The following is a 16,688-nucleotide window of genomic DNA, read 5'->3' on the forward strand; positions in this document are numbered from 1 at the left end:
CCGGATGGTAACAAAAGCTTTTCCGGGCGTCAGCCGCCAAGTTCGCTGAAACCGGTGAGGAAGTGCGGCCCGATAAAGCGTTCCGGCAATTCGAACTCGTCGCGGTACTCCACATCCACCAGGTAAAGGCCGAACGGATGCGCCGTGACCCCGCCCGTGCGGCGAATGCGGCTATCCAGCACTTCCTTGGCCCACTCCACCGGGCGCTCACCGGTGCCGATGGTCATCAGCACGCCAGCGATGTTGCGCACCATGTGATGCAGGAAGGCACCTGCACGGATATCCAGCACAATCATCTTGCCGTGGCGCGTCACCCGCAGGTGGTGGACTTCCTTGATCGGCGACTTGGCCTGGCACTGCCCGGCACGGAAGGCGCTGAAGTCATGCACCCCGACCAGATGCTGCGCGGCCTCGGCCATGCGCTCGGCATCCAGCGGGCGGTGGTTCCAGGTGATTTCTTCATTGAGGTGCGCCGGGCGGATCTGATCGTTGTAGATCACGTAGCGGTAACGGCGGGCGATGGCCTTGAAACGGGCGTGAAAATGCGCCGGCATGACCTTGGCCCAGCTGACGCTGACGTCATGGGGCAAATTGATATTAGCCCCCATCACCCACGCCTTCATCGACCGCTCGGCCTGGGTGTCGAAGTGCACCACTTGGCCACACGCGTGTACGCCGGCATCGGTACGCCCGGCACACATCAGCGACACCGGGGAGTTGGCGACTTTGGACAGGGCATTTTCCAGGGTTTCCTGCACCGTCAGCACCCCAGAGGCCTGACGCTGCCAGCCGCGATAGCGCGAGCCTTTGTATTCCACGCCCAGTGCGATGCGGTAAAAGCCTGCGGCCGCCATTTCGGCAGCCGCGTTATCTATATTTGCCAAGAACTGTGAGCCTGATGAGTTGCGCAAAGGCGGGCATTATAGGGCGTCAGGGTGCATGAGAGGGGGCTTTTAATCTGGGGTTTTTGTGGCGAGGGAGCTTGCTCCCGTTCGACAGCGCAGCTGGAGCCGGCTTTTCAGGGGCGCTACGCCCCCCAGCGGGAGCAAGCTCCCTCGCCACAACAAGCCCGCTCCCACATTTTTCTGCCTCGGCCGTTAGATTCGGCCGAGCATTTCCTTGGCTTCGCCACGCTGGCCTTCGTTGCCTTCGGTCAGCACCTCGGACAGGATGTCTCGCGCGCCGTCAGCATCGCCCATGTCGATATAGGCCTGGGCCAGGTCGAGCTTGGTGGCCACTTCATCAGTGCCCGAGAGGAAGTCGAAATCCGGCTCATCCTCAGCACCCAGCGCGGCATCTTCAGCCGTGAAGGAAGGCTCGATCGGCGGATGTTCCAGGCTCTGGGACAATCGATCCAGTTCAGCGTTGACGTCGTCCAGCTCCGACGCGAAGGCATCGGGCTTGGCCGCAGGCTTGCTCGGCTCGTCCGCCAGCGACAGGTCAAAGTCTTCCGGCAGGTCGAATTCGTCCAGCGCAGCCGGCGTCAGGGTCGGCGGCTCCACCGGCGGTACATCCTTGATCTGCTCTTCAAGGCCCGACAGGAAGTCGTCATCGGTTTGCGACGCGGGCGGGTCCAGCTGCAGGTCCAGGTCAAAGTCCGACAGGTCCTGTGCGTCGGCCTTAGACTCGGTCTGTTGTTTGAGCAATGTTTCAAAGGTTTGCTGGTCTTGCGCGATCTCGGCCGGCGAGGCGGCTTCCAGGTCATCCAGGCTCAAGTCGAAATCGGTGTCGAAGGTGTCTGCCTGCGCAGCCGAGGCCGGCTTGTCGTCGAGCAGGTCCTTGACGTATTGCGCATCCAGGGCTGCGGCGGCCACTGCGGCACTGACACCCGCAGCCAACACGGCCATGGCCGGGAAGCGCGTCTTGAGCTGCTCGACCTGGGCATGGTTCTCACCGTTGGCCACCAACTGGCGCTCCTGGGTGACGAACCCGTCCTTGTTGTTCTGCAGGCCATAGACTTCCATCAGCTTCAAACGCAGGTCACTGCGCTTGGGCTCGTGCTTGATGGCTTGTTCAAGCACATCCGCCGCCTGGTTCAGGTGGCCACGGTCAATATGGGATTGGGCCTGGGCCAGGGCGTCGCTGGAATTTTCCTGAGCCACGGCAACCGCCAACGGCGCCAGCACGGAGGCGACCGTCGGCGCCACAACCGTCTCGACCACCGGGGCTGGCGCGGGTGCGGCTGCTGGCGCCACTGCGGTGGCGAGCTTGACGCTCGGCGGCGGCACTTCAAGGCCCTCGAAGCTGTCAGGCGGCAGGTCTTGATCGATATTGGAAACGAACTCAGGCTCTTCGGCCAACGCCCGAGCCATGCGCAGATGCTTCTCTTCTTCACGGCGAGCATTGCGATGGCGAGCCCATAGCAGCAGAAGCAGCAGCACCACCAGCAGGGCCGCACCGCCAAGGATGCCGAGCACAATCGGGTTGGTCAGCAGATCATTGAACTTGCCTTCGGTACTGGCCGGCGCGGCAGCCGGCTTGACCGGTTCAGGCGCTGGCGCTGGCGTTGCAACAGGGGCCGCAGGCTCGGCTGCAGGCTCACCGGGCAACTGTGCGGGGATCGCGGCTGGCTCACCCGTTTGCGCCTGCAAACGAGCCAATTGGTCATTCTTCAGCTGGATCAGCTTCTGCAGCTTGTCCAGCTGGCTTTGCAGGTCGGCGGCACGGCTTTTCAGTTCTTCGTTGTCGCGCCGCGTGGTGTCGAGCTCTTCCTGGGTCATCGCCAGCTTGTCGCTCAGGGCGCGGCTGTCCCCAGCTGCGCCTTTGCCACCTTTCTTGGCGGCTTGCGCCGATACCAGGCTCAAATTGTCCTTGGCCTGGGTGCTCGACGGCGCATTGCCGGCCTGGGTGCGCCGGGTTGCATCCAACTGCGGCTTACCAGCCACTTGCCCCTGAGGACTGCGCTGGCGCTGGCGCCAGGCGGCGTTCTGCGCACTCACTTCGGCAATCGCTTGCGGCTGGGCCAGGGCTGTACTTTGGGTGATATCCGGCAGGCGTAGCACCTGGCCGGTTTTCAGGCGGTTGATGTTGCCGTCGACAAAGGCATCCGGGTTAAGCGCCTGGATAGCCAGCATCGTTTGCTGGACCGAGGCGCCATGACGGTTCTTCGCGGCAATTTCCCACAAGGTATCGTGGGGCGTGGTGGTGTGCCGGGCAAGCGTGCCAGTGGCAGGCGCAGAGCTGGCAGTCGGTGCCGGCTGGTCAAACTTGGCCGGGTCGAGCAGCACACTGTAGTCACGCATCAAGCGGCCATTGGGCCATTGCACCTGCATCAGGAAACGCACGTAGGAATCGGGCAACGGCTTGCTGGAGGTCACACGTACCACGCTGCGACCTTCGGGGTTGATCACCGGCGTGAACGTCAGGTCATCGAGAAACGCCTGGCGGTCGACACCCGCATCCACGAAGGCCTGGGCCGAAGCCAGGCTGGGGGTGATCTCGGACGCCGTGAGGCCGCCCACATCGCGCAATTCGATTTCCACCGACAGCGGCTGGTTCAACTTCGACTTGAGGGTCATCTCCCCAAGTTGCAGCGCCTGCGCCATACCGGAGGACAGCGCCGAGGCGGCCGCTATTGCTAACACCAGTTTGCGAACTTGAACCATAGCCTCATCCTTTGTTTGAACACTTCCCGCTCTGCGAGAAGGTTGGTAACCGCTGCCATAAGGCATGGCGAGCCGATAGGTCACCGACGCGCTTGTGTTTCACTTGGGACCAAGCATAGCGCCTGGCTAGAATCAATCTACAAATTGCCGCCAAGTATCTTTTACACAAGGTCTTTTATCAACAACTGCGCCAGTTCCACGGCGTTCAGGGCCGAGCCTTTGCGTACGTTATCTGACGTCAACCAAAGATTTAGTTCCGCCGGGTCGTCGATACCTGCGCGAACTCGCCCGACGTACACCACGTCCTGGCCGACGGCATCGCCTACGGCTGTGGGGTAATCGCCCTCCTCGACCAGCTCGATTCCCGGCGCAGCGTCGAGGGCGCGGTTCACCGCGGCCAGGTCGACCGGCGCGGCCAGTTGCAGCGACACAGTCAGGCTATCGCCGAAAAACACCGGGGCTTGAACGCAGGTGGCGGAAATCTTTAGTAAAGGTGTTTCCAGCACCGCACGCAGTTCGTGTACGAGGCGCTTCTCCAGGGCGGTATGACCTTGGACGTCTGGCGTGCCGACTTGCGCCAGCAGGTTGAACGCCACTTGCCGATCAAAGAACGCTGGCTCCAAAGGACGCACGTTCAGCAGTTCGGCAGTCTGGCGCGCCAACTCGCTGACGGCCTCGCGGCCCTGGGCAGAGATGGCCAGGTTGGCGGTGACGCTCACGCGCTGGATGCCCACCACATTGCGCAACGGTGCCAGCACCACCGCGAGGTAGGTGGCACAAGGGCTCGGGCTGCCGAGCTGGAAGGGCTTTTTCAACGCGCCCAGCACATGGGCGTTGGCCTGCGGCACCACTTGCGGCGCCTGCTCGGCGGGCAATGCGCCAGACAAGTCGATCACCGCGCAGCCAGCGGCGGTGGCACGCGGGGCGAAGCTCAGGGTCACCGCTGGGCCTGCAGCGAAGAACGCCAACTGCACCTTGCTGAAATCAAACGTGTCGACCTCTTTGACCCGCACGTTCTTGCCCCGAAACGGCACCGAAGCCCCCGCCGAGTTGCTACCCGCCAGCAGGTACAAGGTGCCCACCGGGAACTCCAGCTCTTCGAGAATCTGCACCAGGGTTTCGCCAACGGTACCGGTAGCGCCGATCACGGCGATTTCAAAGGTCTGGGTCATGGGATTGCCTCGGGCATTACGGGGGAGCGGCACTTTACCGGGTGGTAGAGGGTGAGGCAATTACAGCCCCCCCTGATCGTTCCCGCGCTCTGCGTGGGAACGCCTCCTGTGACGCTCCGCGTCACGCCTCTAAAGCAGACGCAGAGCGTCCAGAGCTGCATTCCCACGCAGAGCGTGGGAACGATCATCACAAGGGCAACAAAAAACCCGCGCCTGTCACCAGAACGCGGGTTTCTGTTATTGCCTCAAGCGATCAACGCTCCAGCAAAATCCGCAACATGCGACGCAACGGCTCAGCCGCGCCCCACAACAGTTGGTCGCCAACGGTGAACGCGCCGAGGAACTGGCTGCCCATGTTCAGCTTGCGCAGGCGGCCCACCGGTACATTCAGGGTGCCGGTGACCTTGGTCGGGCTCAGCTCCTGCATGCTGATATCGCGGTTGTTCGGCACCAGCTTGACCCAAGGGTTGTGCTGGCTGATCAGCCCTTCGATATCGGCAATCGGCACATCTTTGTTCAACTTGATAGTCAGCGCCTGGCTGTGGCAACGCATGGCGCCAATGCGCACGCAGATGCCATCCACCGGGATCGGGTTCTTGAAACGCCCCAGGATCTTGTTGGTTTCGGCCTGGGCCTTCCACTCTTCGCGACTCTGACCGTTAGGCAGTTCCTTGTCGATCCACGGGATCAGGCTACCGGCCAATGGCACGCCGAAGTTCTCGGTCGGGTAAGCATCGCTGCGCATGGCCTCGGCCACACGGCGGTCGATGTCGAGGATGGCGCTGGCCGGGTCAGCCAGTTGATCGGCGACAGCGGCGTGGGTCGCGCCCATCTGCTTGATCAGTTCACGCATGTTCTGCGCGCCGGCACCGGAGGCCGCCTGATAGGTCATCGCGCTCATCCACTCCACCAGGCCCGCTTCGAACAGGCCGCCCAGGCCCATCAGCATCAGGCTGACGGTGCAGTTGCCGCCCACGTAGTTCTTGGTACCGGCGTCCAGTTGCTGGTCGATGACCTTGCGGTTGACCGGGTCGAGGATGATCACCGCGTCGTCCTGCATGCGCAGGCTCGAAGCGGCGTCGATCCAGTAACCCTGCCAGCCGGCTTCGCGCAGCTTGGGGAAGACTTCGCTGGTGTAGTCGCCACCCTGGCAGGTCAGGATCACGTCGAGGCTCTTCAACTCTTCAATGCTGTAGGCATCCTTGAGCGGGGCAATATCCTTGCCCACGGACGGCCCTTGGCCACCTACGTTCGAAGTGGTGAAAAACACCGGCTCAATAAGATCGAAATCCTGCTCTTCCAGCATCCGCTGCATGAGCACGGAACCGACCATACCGCGCCAACCGATCAGACCTACACGTTTCATCGCAACTACACCTTGTTAAAAAGTGGGCCGCCTTGCAGCAACAACTGCAAGCGGGCCCGAGAGATTACAGATTCCGCAGCGCGGCGACTACTGCGTCGCCCATTTCTTGCGTCCCGACCTTGGTGCAACCCTGGGACCAGATATCGCCGGTGCGCAAGCCCTGATCCAGCACCAGGCTGACGGCCTTCTCGATTGCGTCCGCCGCATCGCCCAGGTTGAAGCTGTAGCGCAGCATCATCGACACCGACAAAATCGTCGCCAGCGGGTTGGCAATGCCCTGCCCCGCGATGTCTGGCGCCGAACCGTGGCACGGCTCGTACATACCTTTGTTGTTGGTGTCCAGGGACGCCGACGGCAGCATGCCGATGGAACCGGTGAGCATCGACGCCTGGTCGGACAGGATGTCGCCGAACAGGTTGTCGGTGACAATCACGTCGAACTGCTTGGGTGCGCGCACCAGTTGCATGGCGGCGTTGTCGACGTACATGTGGCTCAGTTCGACGTCCGGATAATCCTTGGCGACTTCTTCGACGATTTCACGCCACAGTTGGCTGGAAGCCAGCACATTGGCCTTGTCCACCGAGCAGACTTTTTTGCCGCGCACGCGCGCCATGTCGAAACCGACACGGGCGATACGGCGGATTTCGCTCTCGCTGTATGGCAGCGTGTCATAGGCCTGACGCTCACCATTTTCCAACTCGCGCACGCCCCGTGGCGAGCCGAAGTAAATACCGCCGGTCAGCTCACGCACGATGAGGATATCCAGGCCCGCTACCACTTGCGGCTTGAGGCTCGACGCGTCAGCCAGTTGCGGGTAGAGGATGGCCGGGCGCAGGTTACCGAACAGGCCCAGTTGCGCACGAATTTTCAGCAAGCCGCGCTCAGGGCGGATGTCACGCTCGATCTTGTCCCATTTCGGCCCACCCACGGCGCCGAGCAGTACCGCATCGGCAGCCCGGGCGCGGTCCAGGGTCTCGTCAGCCAGCGGCACGCCGTGCTTGTCGATGGCAGCGCCGCCGATCACGTCGTGGCTCAGCTCGAAGCCCAGGCTGTACTTGCTGTTGGCAAGCTCAAGGACCTTGACCGCTTCGGCCATGATTTCCGGCCCAATACCGTCGCCAGGGAGAATCAGAATCTGCTTGCTCATGCGTTCCTCATTTCATCAAGCGACCCGCCCGTGGGCAGGTCGGGAAAAATCAATCAGCGTTCGGCGAAGACCACCAGCACATCGGTGCTGAAGGTGCCGTCGGCTTGAACTTCGTAATAATCACGTACTTCCTGGCCCATCGCCTTTTGCAGCTCAAGGATTGCTGCACGCAGTACCTCTGGCGTGCGCATGCGTTCAACCCACGAGGTGTACTCCAGGCGCAAGCGCTGGCGACTGCTGTTGCGCACGTGCAGGCCGGCCTCACTCAACTGGCGCATCCACTCGGCGCCGGAATAGTCACGTACATGGCTGGTGTCGCGCAGCACTTCGACGGTTTGCAGGTAAGTGTCCAACAGCGGGCTGCCCGGTGACAAGACATCCACAAATGCCGCCACGCCACCCGGCTTGAGCACACGGCGCACTTCACGCAGGGCCAGGCCGAGGTCGCTCCAGTGATGGGCCGAATAACGGCTGAACACGAAGTCGAATTCGCCATCGGCGAACGGCAGGCGCTCGGCGGCGCCGTGCACGGTGCGGATGTTGGCCAGGTTGCGGTCTTTGGCGGCGGCGGCCACCACGTCGAGCATAGGCTGGGACAAGTCGTAGGCCACCACTTCTTTGACCAGAGGCGCTACATGGAAGCTGACATGACCGGCACCGCAGCCCAGGTCCAGCAGGCGTGCAGCGCCCTGCCCGGCCAGTTCGGCCTGTAGCAGTGCGAATTCGGTGCCCTGGGCGTGTACGGCGCTGCTCAGGTAGGCCGAGGCTTGCTCGCCGAATTGTTTTTGCACGACTTGGGTGTGGGCGGTGGTGGTCATGGTGGCTTTCCTTGAGAGTTGTGTTGCTTGTACTGCCGCCTTCGCGAGCAAGCCCGCTCCCACATTTGATTGCATTTCAACTGAAGAAACTCGTTCGAATGTGGGAGCGGGCTTGCTCGCGAAGGGGCCAGTGCGGCCTACATAACGTCAGGCATCGCGAAACAGCCAGGGCTGGCTCGCCCGGTGCCTGGTTTCAAACGCAGCAATCGCATCGCCGTCCTGCAAGGTCAGGCCAATGTCGTCCAGGCCGTTGATCAGGCAGTGCTTACGGAAGGCATCCACTTCAAAGTGGTACACCTTGCCATCCGGGCGGGTCACGGTTTGCGCGGCCAGGTCCACCGTCAACTGGTAGCCGACATTGGCCTCCACTTGCTGGAACAACTCGTCCACTTCAGCGTCGCTCAAGATGATCGGCAACAGGCCGTTCTTGAAGCTGTTGTTGAAGAAGATATCGGCGTAGCTCGGCGCGATGATGCTGCGAAAGCCGTACTCTTCCAGTGCCCACGGCGCGTGCTCGCGGCTGGAGCCGCAGCCGAAGTTTTCCCGGGCCAGCAACACGCTGGCGCCTTGGTAACGCTCGGCGTTGAGCACAAAGTCCTTGTTCAGAGGGCGCTTGGAGTTGTCCTGGTAGGCGTAGCCCACGTCCAGGTAGCGCCACTCATCGAACAGGTTGGGGCCGAAACCGGTGCGCTTGATCGACTTCAGGAATTGCTTTGGGATGATCTGGTCGGTGTCCACATTGGCACGGTCCAACGGCGCTACAAGGCCTGTGTGTTGGGTAAAAGCTCTCATCGGGTTTTCCTCAGATCAATTCGCGAACGTCGATGAAACGACCGTTGACGGCAGCAGCGGCGGCCATGGCCGGGCTCACCAGGTGAGTACGCCCACCCGCGCCTTGGCGCCCTTCGAAGTTACGGTTGGAGGTCGACGCGCAATGCTCGCCCGACTCCAGGCGATCCGGGTTCATCGCCAGGCACATCGAGCAGCCCGGCTCACGCCATTCAAAACCGGCTTCGAGGAAGATCTTGTCCAGCCCTTCGGCTTCCGCCTGGGCTTTAACCAGCCCGGAACCTGGCACCACAATGGCTTGTTTGATGGTCGAGGCCACCTTGCGGCCTTTTGCGATCACCGCCGCGGCTCGCAGGTCTTCGATCCGCGAGTTGGTGCAGGAACCGATAAACACACGGTCCAACTGGATGTCGGTGATCGCCTGATTGGCAGTCAACCCCATGTATTTCAAGGCGCGCTCGATGGAGCCACGCTTGACCAGGTCGGCCTCTTTGGCCGGGTCCGGCACGTTCTGGTCGACGGCCAGGACCATTTCGGGCGAAGTGCCCCAGCTGACTTGCGGCTTGATCTGCGCAGCGTCGAGTTCGACAACGGTGTCGAACACCGCATCAGCGTCGGAGACCAGGTCTTTCCACGCTTCGACGGCGGCATCCCAATCGGCGCCTTGCGGCGCGAACGGGCGGCCCTTGACGTATTCGACGGTTTTTTCGTCCGCCGCCACCATGCCCACGCGGGCACCGGCTTCGATGGACATGTTGCAGATGGTCATGCGGCCTTCAATGGACAGCTCGCGGATAGCACTGCCGGCGAACTCGATGGCATGGCCGTTACCGCCCGCGGTGCCGATCTTGCCGATCACAGCCAGTACGATGTCCTTGGCGGTCACGCCAAACGGCAATTGGCCTTCGACGCGTACCAGCATGTTCTTCATTTTCTTGGCCACCAGGCACTGGGTGGCAAACACATGCTCCACCTCGGAAGTACCGATGCCGTGGGCCAGGGCGCCGAACGCACCATGGGTGGAGGTATGAGAGTCACCGCAGACCACGGTCATGCCCGGCAAGGTGGCGCCCTGCTCCGGGCCGATGACGTGGACGATGCCTTGGCGCACGTCGTTCATCTTGAATTCGGTGATGCCGTATTCGTCGCAATAATCGTCGAGGGTCTGCACCTGCAACCGCGAAACCTGGTCGGCAATGGCTTCGATGCCGCCCTTGCGCTCAGGAGTGGTCGGCACGTTGTGGTCCGGAGTGGCGATGATGGAGTCGACGCGCCAAGGCTTGCGCCCGGCCAGTCGCAGGCCTTCGAACGCTTGGGGCGAGGTCACTTCATGGATGATGTGACGGTCGATGTAGATCAGCGACGATCCATCATCGCGACGTTTCACTTCGTGGGAATCCCAAAGCTTGTCGTAAAGCGTTTTGCCGGCCATCAGTCGGTCCTCATCAGCGGTGCTTCTATACGCCGGGCTTTTCAATAACCCTTTGGCTTGTGAGGCTGATGGTATGGCGCTACATTAAATAACTCAAATTCATATTTTTTATGCTTTGGATTACCAACTGGAATAGCACCATGGACTTGGCCAACCTCAACGCCTTTATCGCCATCGCCGAGACCGGCAGCTTCTCTGGCGCCGGCGAACGCCTGCACCTGACCCAGCCGGCCATCAGCAAGCGCATCGCCGGTTTGGAACAACAATTGAAGGTACGGCTGTTCGACCGCCTGGGCCGCGAAGTCGGCTTGACCGAGGCCGGGCGGGCCTTGCTGCCCCGCGCCTATCAAATCCTCAACGTGCTGGACGACACCCGCCGGGCCCTGACCAACCTCACCGGCGAAGTCAGCGGGCGCCTCACTCTGGCCACCAGCCACCATATCGGCCTGCATCGCCTGCCGCCGATCCTGCGCACCTTCACCCGGCAATATCCGAAGGTGGCGTTGGATATTCAGTTTCTGGATTCAGAAGTGGCCTACGAAGAAATCCTCCATGGCCGTGCGGAAGTCGCGGTAATCACCCTGGCGCCTGAGCCCCACAACCTGGTACGTGCAACCCGGGTGTGGGACGACCCACTGGATTTTGTGGTGGCGCCGGAACACAGCCTGATCAGCAACGGTTCCGTCAGCCTGGCTGATATCGCCGGGCATCCGGCCGTGTTTCCCGGTGGCAACACCTTTACCCACCATATTGTCAGCCGCCTGTTCGAGGCCCAGGGCCTTACGCCCAATATCGCGATGAGCACTAACTACCTGGAAACCATCAAGATGATGGTCTCCATCGGCCTGGCATGGAGCGTGTTGCCGCGCACCATGCTCGACGATCAGGTGGCAAGTATCGCTTTGCCGGGCATACAGCTCAGTCGCCAGCTAGGCTATATCGTGCACACCGAAAGGACGCTGTCGAACGCTGCGCGGGCTTTCATGAGCCTGTTGGATGCACAGGTCGATCTGCCAGGGTTACCGGCATGACACTGTGCGGGCCAGGGGTTTAGGTCAAACCGCGCGGTTTTCTCAATGAGCCAAGGCCCTTTGATAATGCGCAACCCCCTTGACCCGACTCCACCCCTGCCCCGCATCTACGCCCTGGACCCTCAAGCGGCGGAACAAAGCTGGGACAGTGCCCCGCAGCTGCTGGCGGCCCTCAATGCCGCGCGGCTGGGTGCCTGGTGCTGGGAAATCGACACAGGAAGAATCAGTTGGTCACGGGGCACCCAGGCGCTATTCGGCTTTGACCCGCGCCAGCCTCTGCCCAAGGACCTCGATTACCTAGACCTACTGGCCCCGCAAGACAGTGCGCGGGTGGTGCGCGGCTTTCATGCGGTGCTCGCCGGAGAGCCCTTCGACCGCGCCATGCACCACCGCATCCAATGGCCCGATGGCAGCCTGCACTGGCTGGAAATCAGCGGCAACCTGGCCCCCGATAAAGCCGGACGGCGGCGCATGATCGGGGTCATCCGCGAAATCACCCATCAACGCGACCGTGAACACGCCCTCAGCCATTCGGAAAAGCGCTTCGCCACCCTGTTCCATCTATGCCCGAACATGGTACTGCTGACGCGCCAGGCCGACGGCTTGATCAGCGAAGCCAACCAGTACTTCGAGATGCTGTTCGGCTGGCCGGTGGCCGATGCCATCGGCCGCACCACCCTGGAACTGGGCCTGTGGCGCCACCCGGAACAGCGGGCGCTGCTGGTCAAGGCCACGCAGCGCAAGGGTGAACCGATCACCATGGACGTGCAGTTCTGCGCCAGCAACGGCCAGATTCATGACGGCACCCTCAGCGCACAAAAGGTGGAACTGGACGGCGAGGCGTACCTGATCAGCACCTTTCTGGACATCACCGAACGCAAAAACGCCGAACAAGCGCTCAAGGAAAGCCAGGAACGCCTGGACCTGGCCCTGGATTCCGCGCAACTGGGCACCTGGGATTGGCACATCCCCAGCGGCATGCTCTACGGCTCGGCGCGTGCCGCCCAGTTGCACGGGCTGGAACCCGCGCCGTTCCATGAATCCTTCGATGCGTTTTTTGAGGGCATGTCCGATGAGGACCGCGAGGGCATGCGCCATGCGTACCGCAGTTTGCGCGAAGGCCCGGACGGCAACTATCAGCTGACCTACCGCGTGCAAATGGAAGACGGCAGCCCGCGCTACCTGGAGAGCCGCGCACGCCTGTATCGCGATGAGTCAGGCAAGCCCCTGCGCATGGCAGGGACCTTGCTGGATATCACCGACCAGGTCGAGCGCGAGCAACGGCTGACCGCCTCGGAAGAAAAGTTCGCCAGCCTGTTCCAGGCCAGCCCCGACCCGATCTGCGTGACCTGCCTGGACAGCGGCGCCTTTATCGAGATCAACCCGGCGTTTACCCAGACGTTTGGCTGGACAGCCGCCGAAGTGCTCGACAAAAGCGCCGAACAAATCGGCTTGTGGGACGACTCCAGCAAGCGCCTGCAGCGCATCGAGCAGGTGATACGCGAACAGGCCCTGAGCAATGTGGCCATAGTGGTGCATCACAAGGACGGCCAAAGCCTGACCTGCATGATTTCCAGCCGCTTGATCAAGGTCAGCGACCAGCCGTGCATCGTCACCACGCTGCGCGATATTACCCAACAGCAACGCTCGGAAGCCGCACTCAAGGCCAGTGAAGAGAAGTTTGCCAAGGCGTTCCATTCCAGCCCCGATGCGATATCCATCACCGAACGCGACACCGGCCGTTACGTGGAGGTCAACGACGGTTTTTGCCGCCTGACCGGTTACCGCACCGAAGAAGCCATCGGCCTGACGCTGTACCAGATCGGCATCTGGGCCGATGAAAACCAACGCGCCGCACTGTTGGCCGAGTTGCACATCAAGGGGCGCATTCACCACCTGGAAATGCTCTGGCGCAACAAGCGTGGCGAGGTTCTGGCGGTGGAGGTCTCGGTGGAGCCGATCACCTTGAATGAAACCCCCTGCCTGCTGCTGACCGCGCGGGATGTGAGCCTATTGAAGAACGCCCAGGCGCAGATCCGGCACCTGGCCTATCACGACCCGCTGACCAACCTGCCGAACCGGGCACTGCTGATGGACCGCCTGAGCCAGCAGATCGCCCTGCTCAAGCGCCACAACCTGCGCGGCGCCCTGCTGTTTCTGGACCTGGATCACTTCAAGCACATCAACGACTCCCTCGGCCACCCCGTTGGCGACACTGTGCTGAAAATCGTCACCGCGCGCCTGGAAGCCAGCGTGCGCACAGAGGACACCGTGGCGCGCCTGGGCGGCGACGAGTTTGTGGTATTGCTCAGCGGCCTGGAGGGCACCCGCCAGACGGTCAGCAGCCAGGTGCAAGCGCTGGCCGATACCCTGCGCGAATTGCTCTCGGAACCCATGTTTCTCGACGGTCACCGGTTGCAGGTCACGCCCAGCATCGGCGTGGCGCTGATCCCCGACCACGGCACCACACCCGCCGATCTGCTCAAGCGTGCCGACATCGCCCTGTACCGCGCCAAGGACTCCGGGCGCAACACCACGCAGATGTTCCACAACAGCATGCAAAAAACCGCCAGCGAGCGCCTGCGCATGGAAACCGACTTGCGCCTGGCTTTGTCACGCGGCGAATTCAGCGTGCATTACCAGCCCCAGGTGGATGCGCGAGGCAACAGGATAATCGGCGCCGAAGCCCTGGTGCGCTGGCAGCATCCACAATTGGGTGCGCAGTCGCCGGCGGAATTTATCAAGGTATTGGAAGACAGCGGCCTGATCCTGGAGGTCGGCACCTGGATTCTCGATGAAGCCTGCGGCGCCTTTGCCCAGTTGATTGCCGACGGCCTGGTGGACCCGCTCAATTTCAGCCTGTGCGTGAATATCAGCCCGCGGCAGTTCCGCCAGAACGACTTTGTGGAACGGGTGGAGCACAGCCTCAAGCAACACGGCCTGCCGTTCAGCCTGCTGAAACTGGAAATCACCGAAGGCATCGTGATCCAGAACCTGGACGACACCGTGATGAAGATGCGCCGCCTTAAAAAACTCGGCGTGAGCTTTGCGATGGATGATTTCGGCACCGGCTACTCATCCCTGACCTATCTCAAGCGCTTGCCGGTGGACGCACTGAAGATCGATCAGTCGTTCGTGCGCGATGCGACCCACGATCCCAATGATGCAGAAATCATCCGCGCCATTGTGGCGATGGCGCGCAGCCTGAACCTGGAAGTCATCGCCGAGGGGGTGGAAACCCTGGAACAGCTGGCGTTCCTGCAAAAGCTGGGCTGCCATTTGTTCCAGGGGTATTTACACAGCCGGCCATTGCCGATCGAGGGTTTCAGGCGGTTGCTGGAATAGGGCCGCGCCTGATCACGCGAGGTTGCAAAAGATGCAGCCAAGCGCCACTGCCGTCAATGGAGCCGCCCACCTGGGTGCCTGTTCAATTACATAAGCGCTACAGCATCGCCGTAGGTAGGGGCCGAGCCTCGGCGCCCCCACAACTCTTCACGACCATTGATAACCGCTACCGAATGCTTATCCCGATTGCACATACCCACTTGCCCACCGGCGAGCGCACTGACGGGCACCCTTCTCATGTGTTTCCTCAACCCCAGGCGCAGAAACCCTTCCCCCGGCCCCCACTCATCCTCCCCATTGTTCAGGCTGCGAATGGCAGCATGAAAACTCCTGCTCGCCGTACCATCGTTGTCTTCCATCTGCGCGCGCTTGGCGCTGACGGCAAAAAGAAACTGCGCATCCTTGAGCATCTCTTTATCGGGACCTATAAACCGCGAACCTTGTGCTGCTTGTGCCAACTCCGAGTCGGTCAATCTCAACTGAAAATCGTCGCGCATGACCACCCGATAACCGCCAGGCTCTTTTCTCACCGAGTGAAAAATGTCCGTTGGGCTTTGACCAAATCGGTACATGGCTGCCTTGATGGCCGATACGGTAACGCAGTTGCCATCTGGCCCTTGGCGAAAGCCACTCCAGATGTTGTCCGGCTTAGCCCCATTACGCTTTATCGAAAGACCCGGAATATTTGCGGCGACCTCAGGCTTTGGTGGCAGCGGTTCAGGTATGACCCGAGGCGGAACCTCAGGCAGAACCCTGGGCTGAGGAGGACTATCAGGAACTGTCGTATCTTTTTTACCGGACAACAGAGAAATCAGCTGTGAAAAAAAAGACGCAAATAGCCCCGACAATGTAGTGACTAATTCCGTATTAGTACCAATGCTATTTTTACCTGTCTCGACAGTCCGGCAATTAATTGGAGTGCACTGAAGAGCACCACTAATGGGCTTTAACGTATCTGCAGGTGCCACCTGACGGACATCTATCACGCGCGCAATATTATTAATCGAATAGCACGACACAAGTTTCTCCTTAAACAGTACTTCTCCGAGTGATATGCCTCGGAGAAGCCCCCGTTTTATTCAAGCGTTCTTATGAGCCAGTGGATTTCAGGATCTGGATGAAAGTCGAGCATTGAAGCGCCAGTTTTTGTCGAATTTATTCTCATCAGGACCTGGGCTGGTCAAACCCGGAACAAACTTATCGGGCTGTGGCGCGGGTGTAGGTATCGGGTTGGTATCCGGATTCGGGCCTGGCTGTGGCATCGGGTTCGATTCAGGCTTCGGACCGGGCTGCGGCACGGGGTTCGATTCCGGCTTCTGACCGGGCTGTGGCACGGGGTTCGATTCAGGCTTCGGACCCGGCTGAGGCACGGGGTTCGATTCCGGCTTTGGACCGGGCTGGGGCACGGGGTTCGATTCAGGCTTCGGACCGGGCTGGGGCACGGGGTTCGATTCCGGCTTTGGACCCGGCTGGGGCACGGGGTTCGATTCCGGCTTTGGACCCGGCTGGGGCACGGGGTTCGATCCCGGCTTCGGACCCAGCTGGGGCACGGGGTTCGATTCCGGCTTTGGACCCGGCTGTGGCACGGGGTTCGATTCCGGCTTCGGACCTTGCCTGGGATTTAAGTCCGGGGTTGGCCCGTCCTTTGTATCAGGGCAGTGACAGTGAGCGACATTGATGTTCACATGCACATTTGCTTCAGCATCATTAGTGACATTCACTGAAGGCATCGGCACTGACGGCTTCACTGGATGATCGTTTCTACCCGGTTTCGGCGTCAATCCGCCGTGATCTATTAGCACCCTCGGACCTTTTGCATCCGGCTTCACCGCTTGATCCGTCGTACCTGGCTTCACCGGCTGGTCTTTTGCATCCGGCTTCACCGCTTGATCAGTCGTACCTGGCTTCACCGGCTGGTCTTTTGCATCCGGCTTCACCGCTTGATCAGTCGTACCTGGCTTCACCGGCTGGTCTTTTGCATTC

General features: G+C 61.2%; 11 protein-coding genes and 1 pseudogene. 2 read left to right on the forward strand and 10 right to left on the reverse strand.

The genetic code is table 11. The annotated features are described in order from the left end of the window. Positions 1 to 29: 29 nt before the first annotated feature. The 8 genes from truA to leuC all read right to left on the reverse strand — a co-directional run bounded on the left by truA (position 30) and on the right by leuC (position 10,329). Positions 30 to 854: a tRNA pseudouridine(38-40) synthase TruA gene (truA, locus tag ACP7CZ_RS02935; protein ID WP_054898765.1), complete on the reverse strand. Its 825-nt coding sequence runs from the start codon at positions 852 to 854 to the stop codon at positions 30 to 32. 243 nt (positions 855 to 1,097) lie between these two features. Then, positions 1,098 to 3,605, reverse strand: coding sequence for a FimV/HubP family polar landmark protein (locus ACP7CZ_RS02940; RefSeq protein WP_294204190.1), 2,508 nt, complete (start codon positions 3,603 to 3,605; stop codon positions 1,098 to 1,100). Between the two features lie 161 nt (positions 3,606 to 3,766). Further along, positions 3,767 to 4,777 carry an aspartate-semialdehyde dehydrogenase gene (locus ACP7CZ_RS02945; protein WP_294204189.1) on the reverse strand — a complete coding sequence of 337 codons (1,011 nt, stop codon included), beginning with the start codon at positions 4,775 to 4,777 and terminating at the stop codon, positions 3,767 to 3,769. Between the two features lie 253 nt (positions 4,778 to 5,030). Then, positions 5,031 to 6,143 carry an aspartate-semialdehyde dehydrogenase gene (gene asd, locus ACP7CZ_RS02950; RefSeq protein ID WP_003192554.1) on the reverse strand — a complete coding sequence of 371 codons (1,113 nt, stop codon included), beginning with the start codon at positions 6,141 to 6,143 and terminating at the stop codon, positions 5,031 to 5,033. Positions 6,144 to 6,207: 64 nt separating this feature from the next. Continuing rightward, the gene (gene leuB / locus ACP7CZ_RS02955; protein ID WP_127881868.1) at positions 6,208 to 7,290 is read right to left on the reverse strand and encodes a 3-isopropylmalate dehydrogenase; all 1,083 of its coding nucleotides are present in this window, start codon (positions 7,288 to 7,290) and stop codon (positions 6,208 to 6,210) included. 53 nt (positions 7,291 to 7,343) lie between these two features. After that, a complete protein-coding gene (locus ACP7CZ_RS02960) occupies positions 7,344 to 8,108 on the reverse strand; it encodes a class I SAM-dependent methyltransferase (RefSeq protein WP_294204186.1) in 765 nt (254 codons plus the stop codon). Positions 8,109 to 8,255: 147 nt separating this feature from the next. After that, complete coding sequence (leuD, locus tag ACP7CZ_RS02965; RefSeq protein WP_014719160.1) at positions 8,256 to 8,900, reverse strand: 3-isopropylmalate dehydratase small subunit; 645 nt, start codon at positions 8,898 to 8,900, stop codon at positions 8,256 to 8,258. 10 nt (positions 8,901 to 8,910) lie between these two features. Beyond that, complete coding sequence (leuC, locus tag ACP7CZ_RS02970; protein WP_054922598.1) at positions 8,911 to 10,329, reverse strand: 3-isopropylmalate dehydratase large subunit; 1,419 nt, start codon at positions 10,327 to 10,329, stop codon at positions 8,911 to 8,913. 140 nt (positions 10,330 to 10,469) lie between these two features. Between leuC and ACP7CZ_RS02975 the strand changes: the two genes are divergently transcribed. Further along, positions 10,470 to 11,360, forward strand: a complete 891-nt coding sequence (locus ACP7CZ_RS02975) for a LysR family transcriptional regulator (RefSeq protein ID WP_054922601.1) — start codon at positions 10,470 to 10,472, stop codon at positions 11,358 to 11,360. 66 nt (positions 11,361 to 11,426) lie between these two features. Next, complete coding sequence (locus tag ACP7CZ_RS02980; protein WP_294204184.1) at positions 11,427 to 14,705, forward strand: bifunctional diguanylate cyclase/phosphodiesterase; 3,279 nt, start codon at positions 11,427 to 11,429, stop codon at positions 14,703 to 14,705. 86 nt (positions 14,706 to 14,791) lie between these two features. Here ACP7CZ_RS02980 and ACP7CZ_RS02985 read toward each other — a convergent pair whose 3' ends face one another. Further along, positions 14,792 to 15,724, reverse strand: coding sequence for a hypothetical protein (locus tag ACP7CZ_RS02985; protein WP_294204183.1), 933 nt, complete (start codon positions 15,722 to 15,724; stop codon positions 14,792 to 14,794). Positions 15,725 to 15,811: 87 nt separating this feature from the next. Further along, positions 15,812 to 16,688: pseudogene (locus ACP7CZ_RS02990) on the reverse strand (hypothetical protein); the annotation flags it as partial.

This window comes from Pseudomonas sp. DWP2-2, assembly GCF_049897065.1.
In the GTDB taxonomy this organism is placed as follows: domain Bacteria; phylum Pseudomonadota; class Gammaproteobacteria; order Pseudomonadales; family Pseudomonadaceae; genus Aquipseudomonas; species Aquipseudomonas paracarnis.

What these genes read in the sequence shown, in the direction of transcription:
- truA (WP_054898765.1), bottom strand. Translation starts at nt 854, where the DNA reads ATGGCGGCCGCAGGCTTTTACCGCATCGCACTGGGCGTGGAATACAAA.
- ACP7CZ_RS02940 (WP_294204190.1), bottom strand. Translation starts at nt 3,605, where the DNA reads ATGGTTCAAGTTCGCAAACTGGTGTTAGCAATAGCGGCCGCCTCGGCG.
- ACP7CZ_RS02945 (WP_294204189.1), bottom strand. Translation starts at nt 4,777, where the DNA reads ATGACCCAGACCTTTGAAATCGCCGTGATCGGCGCTACCGGTACCGTT.
- asd (WP_003192554.1), bottom strand. Translation starts at nt 6,143, where the DNA reads ATGAAACGTGTAGGTCTGATCGGTTGGCGCGGTATGGTCGGTTCCGTG.
- leuB (WP_127881868.1), bottom strand. Translation starts at nt 7,290, where the DNA reads ATGAGCAAGCAGATTCTGATTCTCCCTGGCGACGGTATTGGGCCGGAA.
- ACP7CZ_RS02960 (WP_294204186.1), bottom strand. Translation starts at nt 8,108, where the DNA reads ATGACCACCACCGCCCACACCCAAGTCGTGCAAAAACAATTCGGCGAG.
- leuD (WP_014719160.1), bottom strand. Translation starts at nt 8,900, where the DNA reads ATGAGAGCTTTTACCCAACACACAGGCCTTGTAGCGCCGTTGGACCGT.
- leuC (WP_054922598.1), bottom strand. Translation starts at nt 10,329, where the DNA reads ATGGCCGGCAAAACGCTTTACGACAAGCTTTGGGATTCCCACGAAGTG.
- ACP7CZ_RS02975 (WP_054922601.1), top strand. Translation starts at nt 10,470, where the DNA reads ATGGACTTGGCCAACCTCAACGCCTTTATCGCCATCGCCGAGACCGGC.
- ACP7CZ_RS02980 (WP_294204184.1), top strand. Translation starts at nt 11,427, where the DNA reads ATGCGCAACCCCCTTGACCCGACTCCACCCCTGCCCCGCATCTACGCC.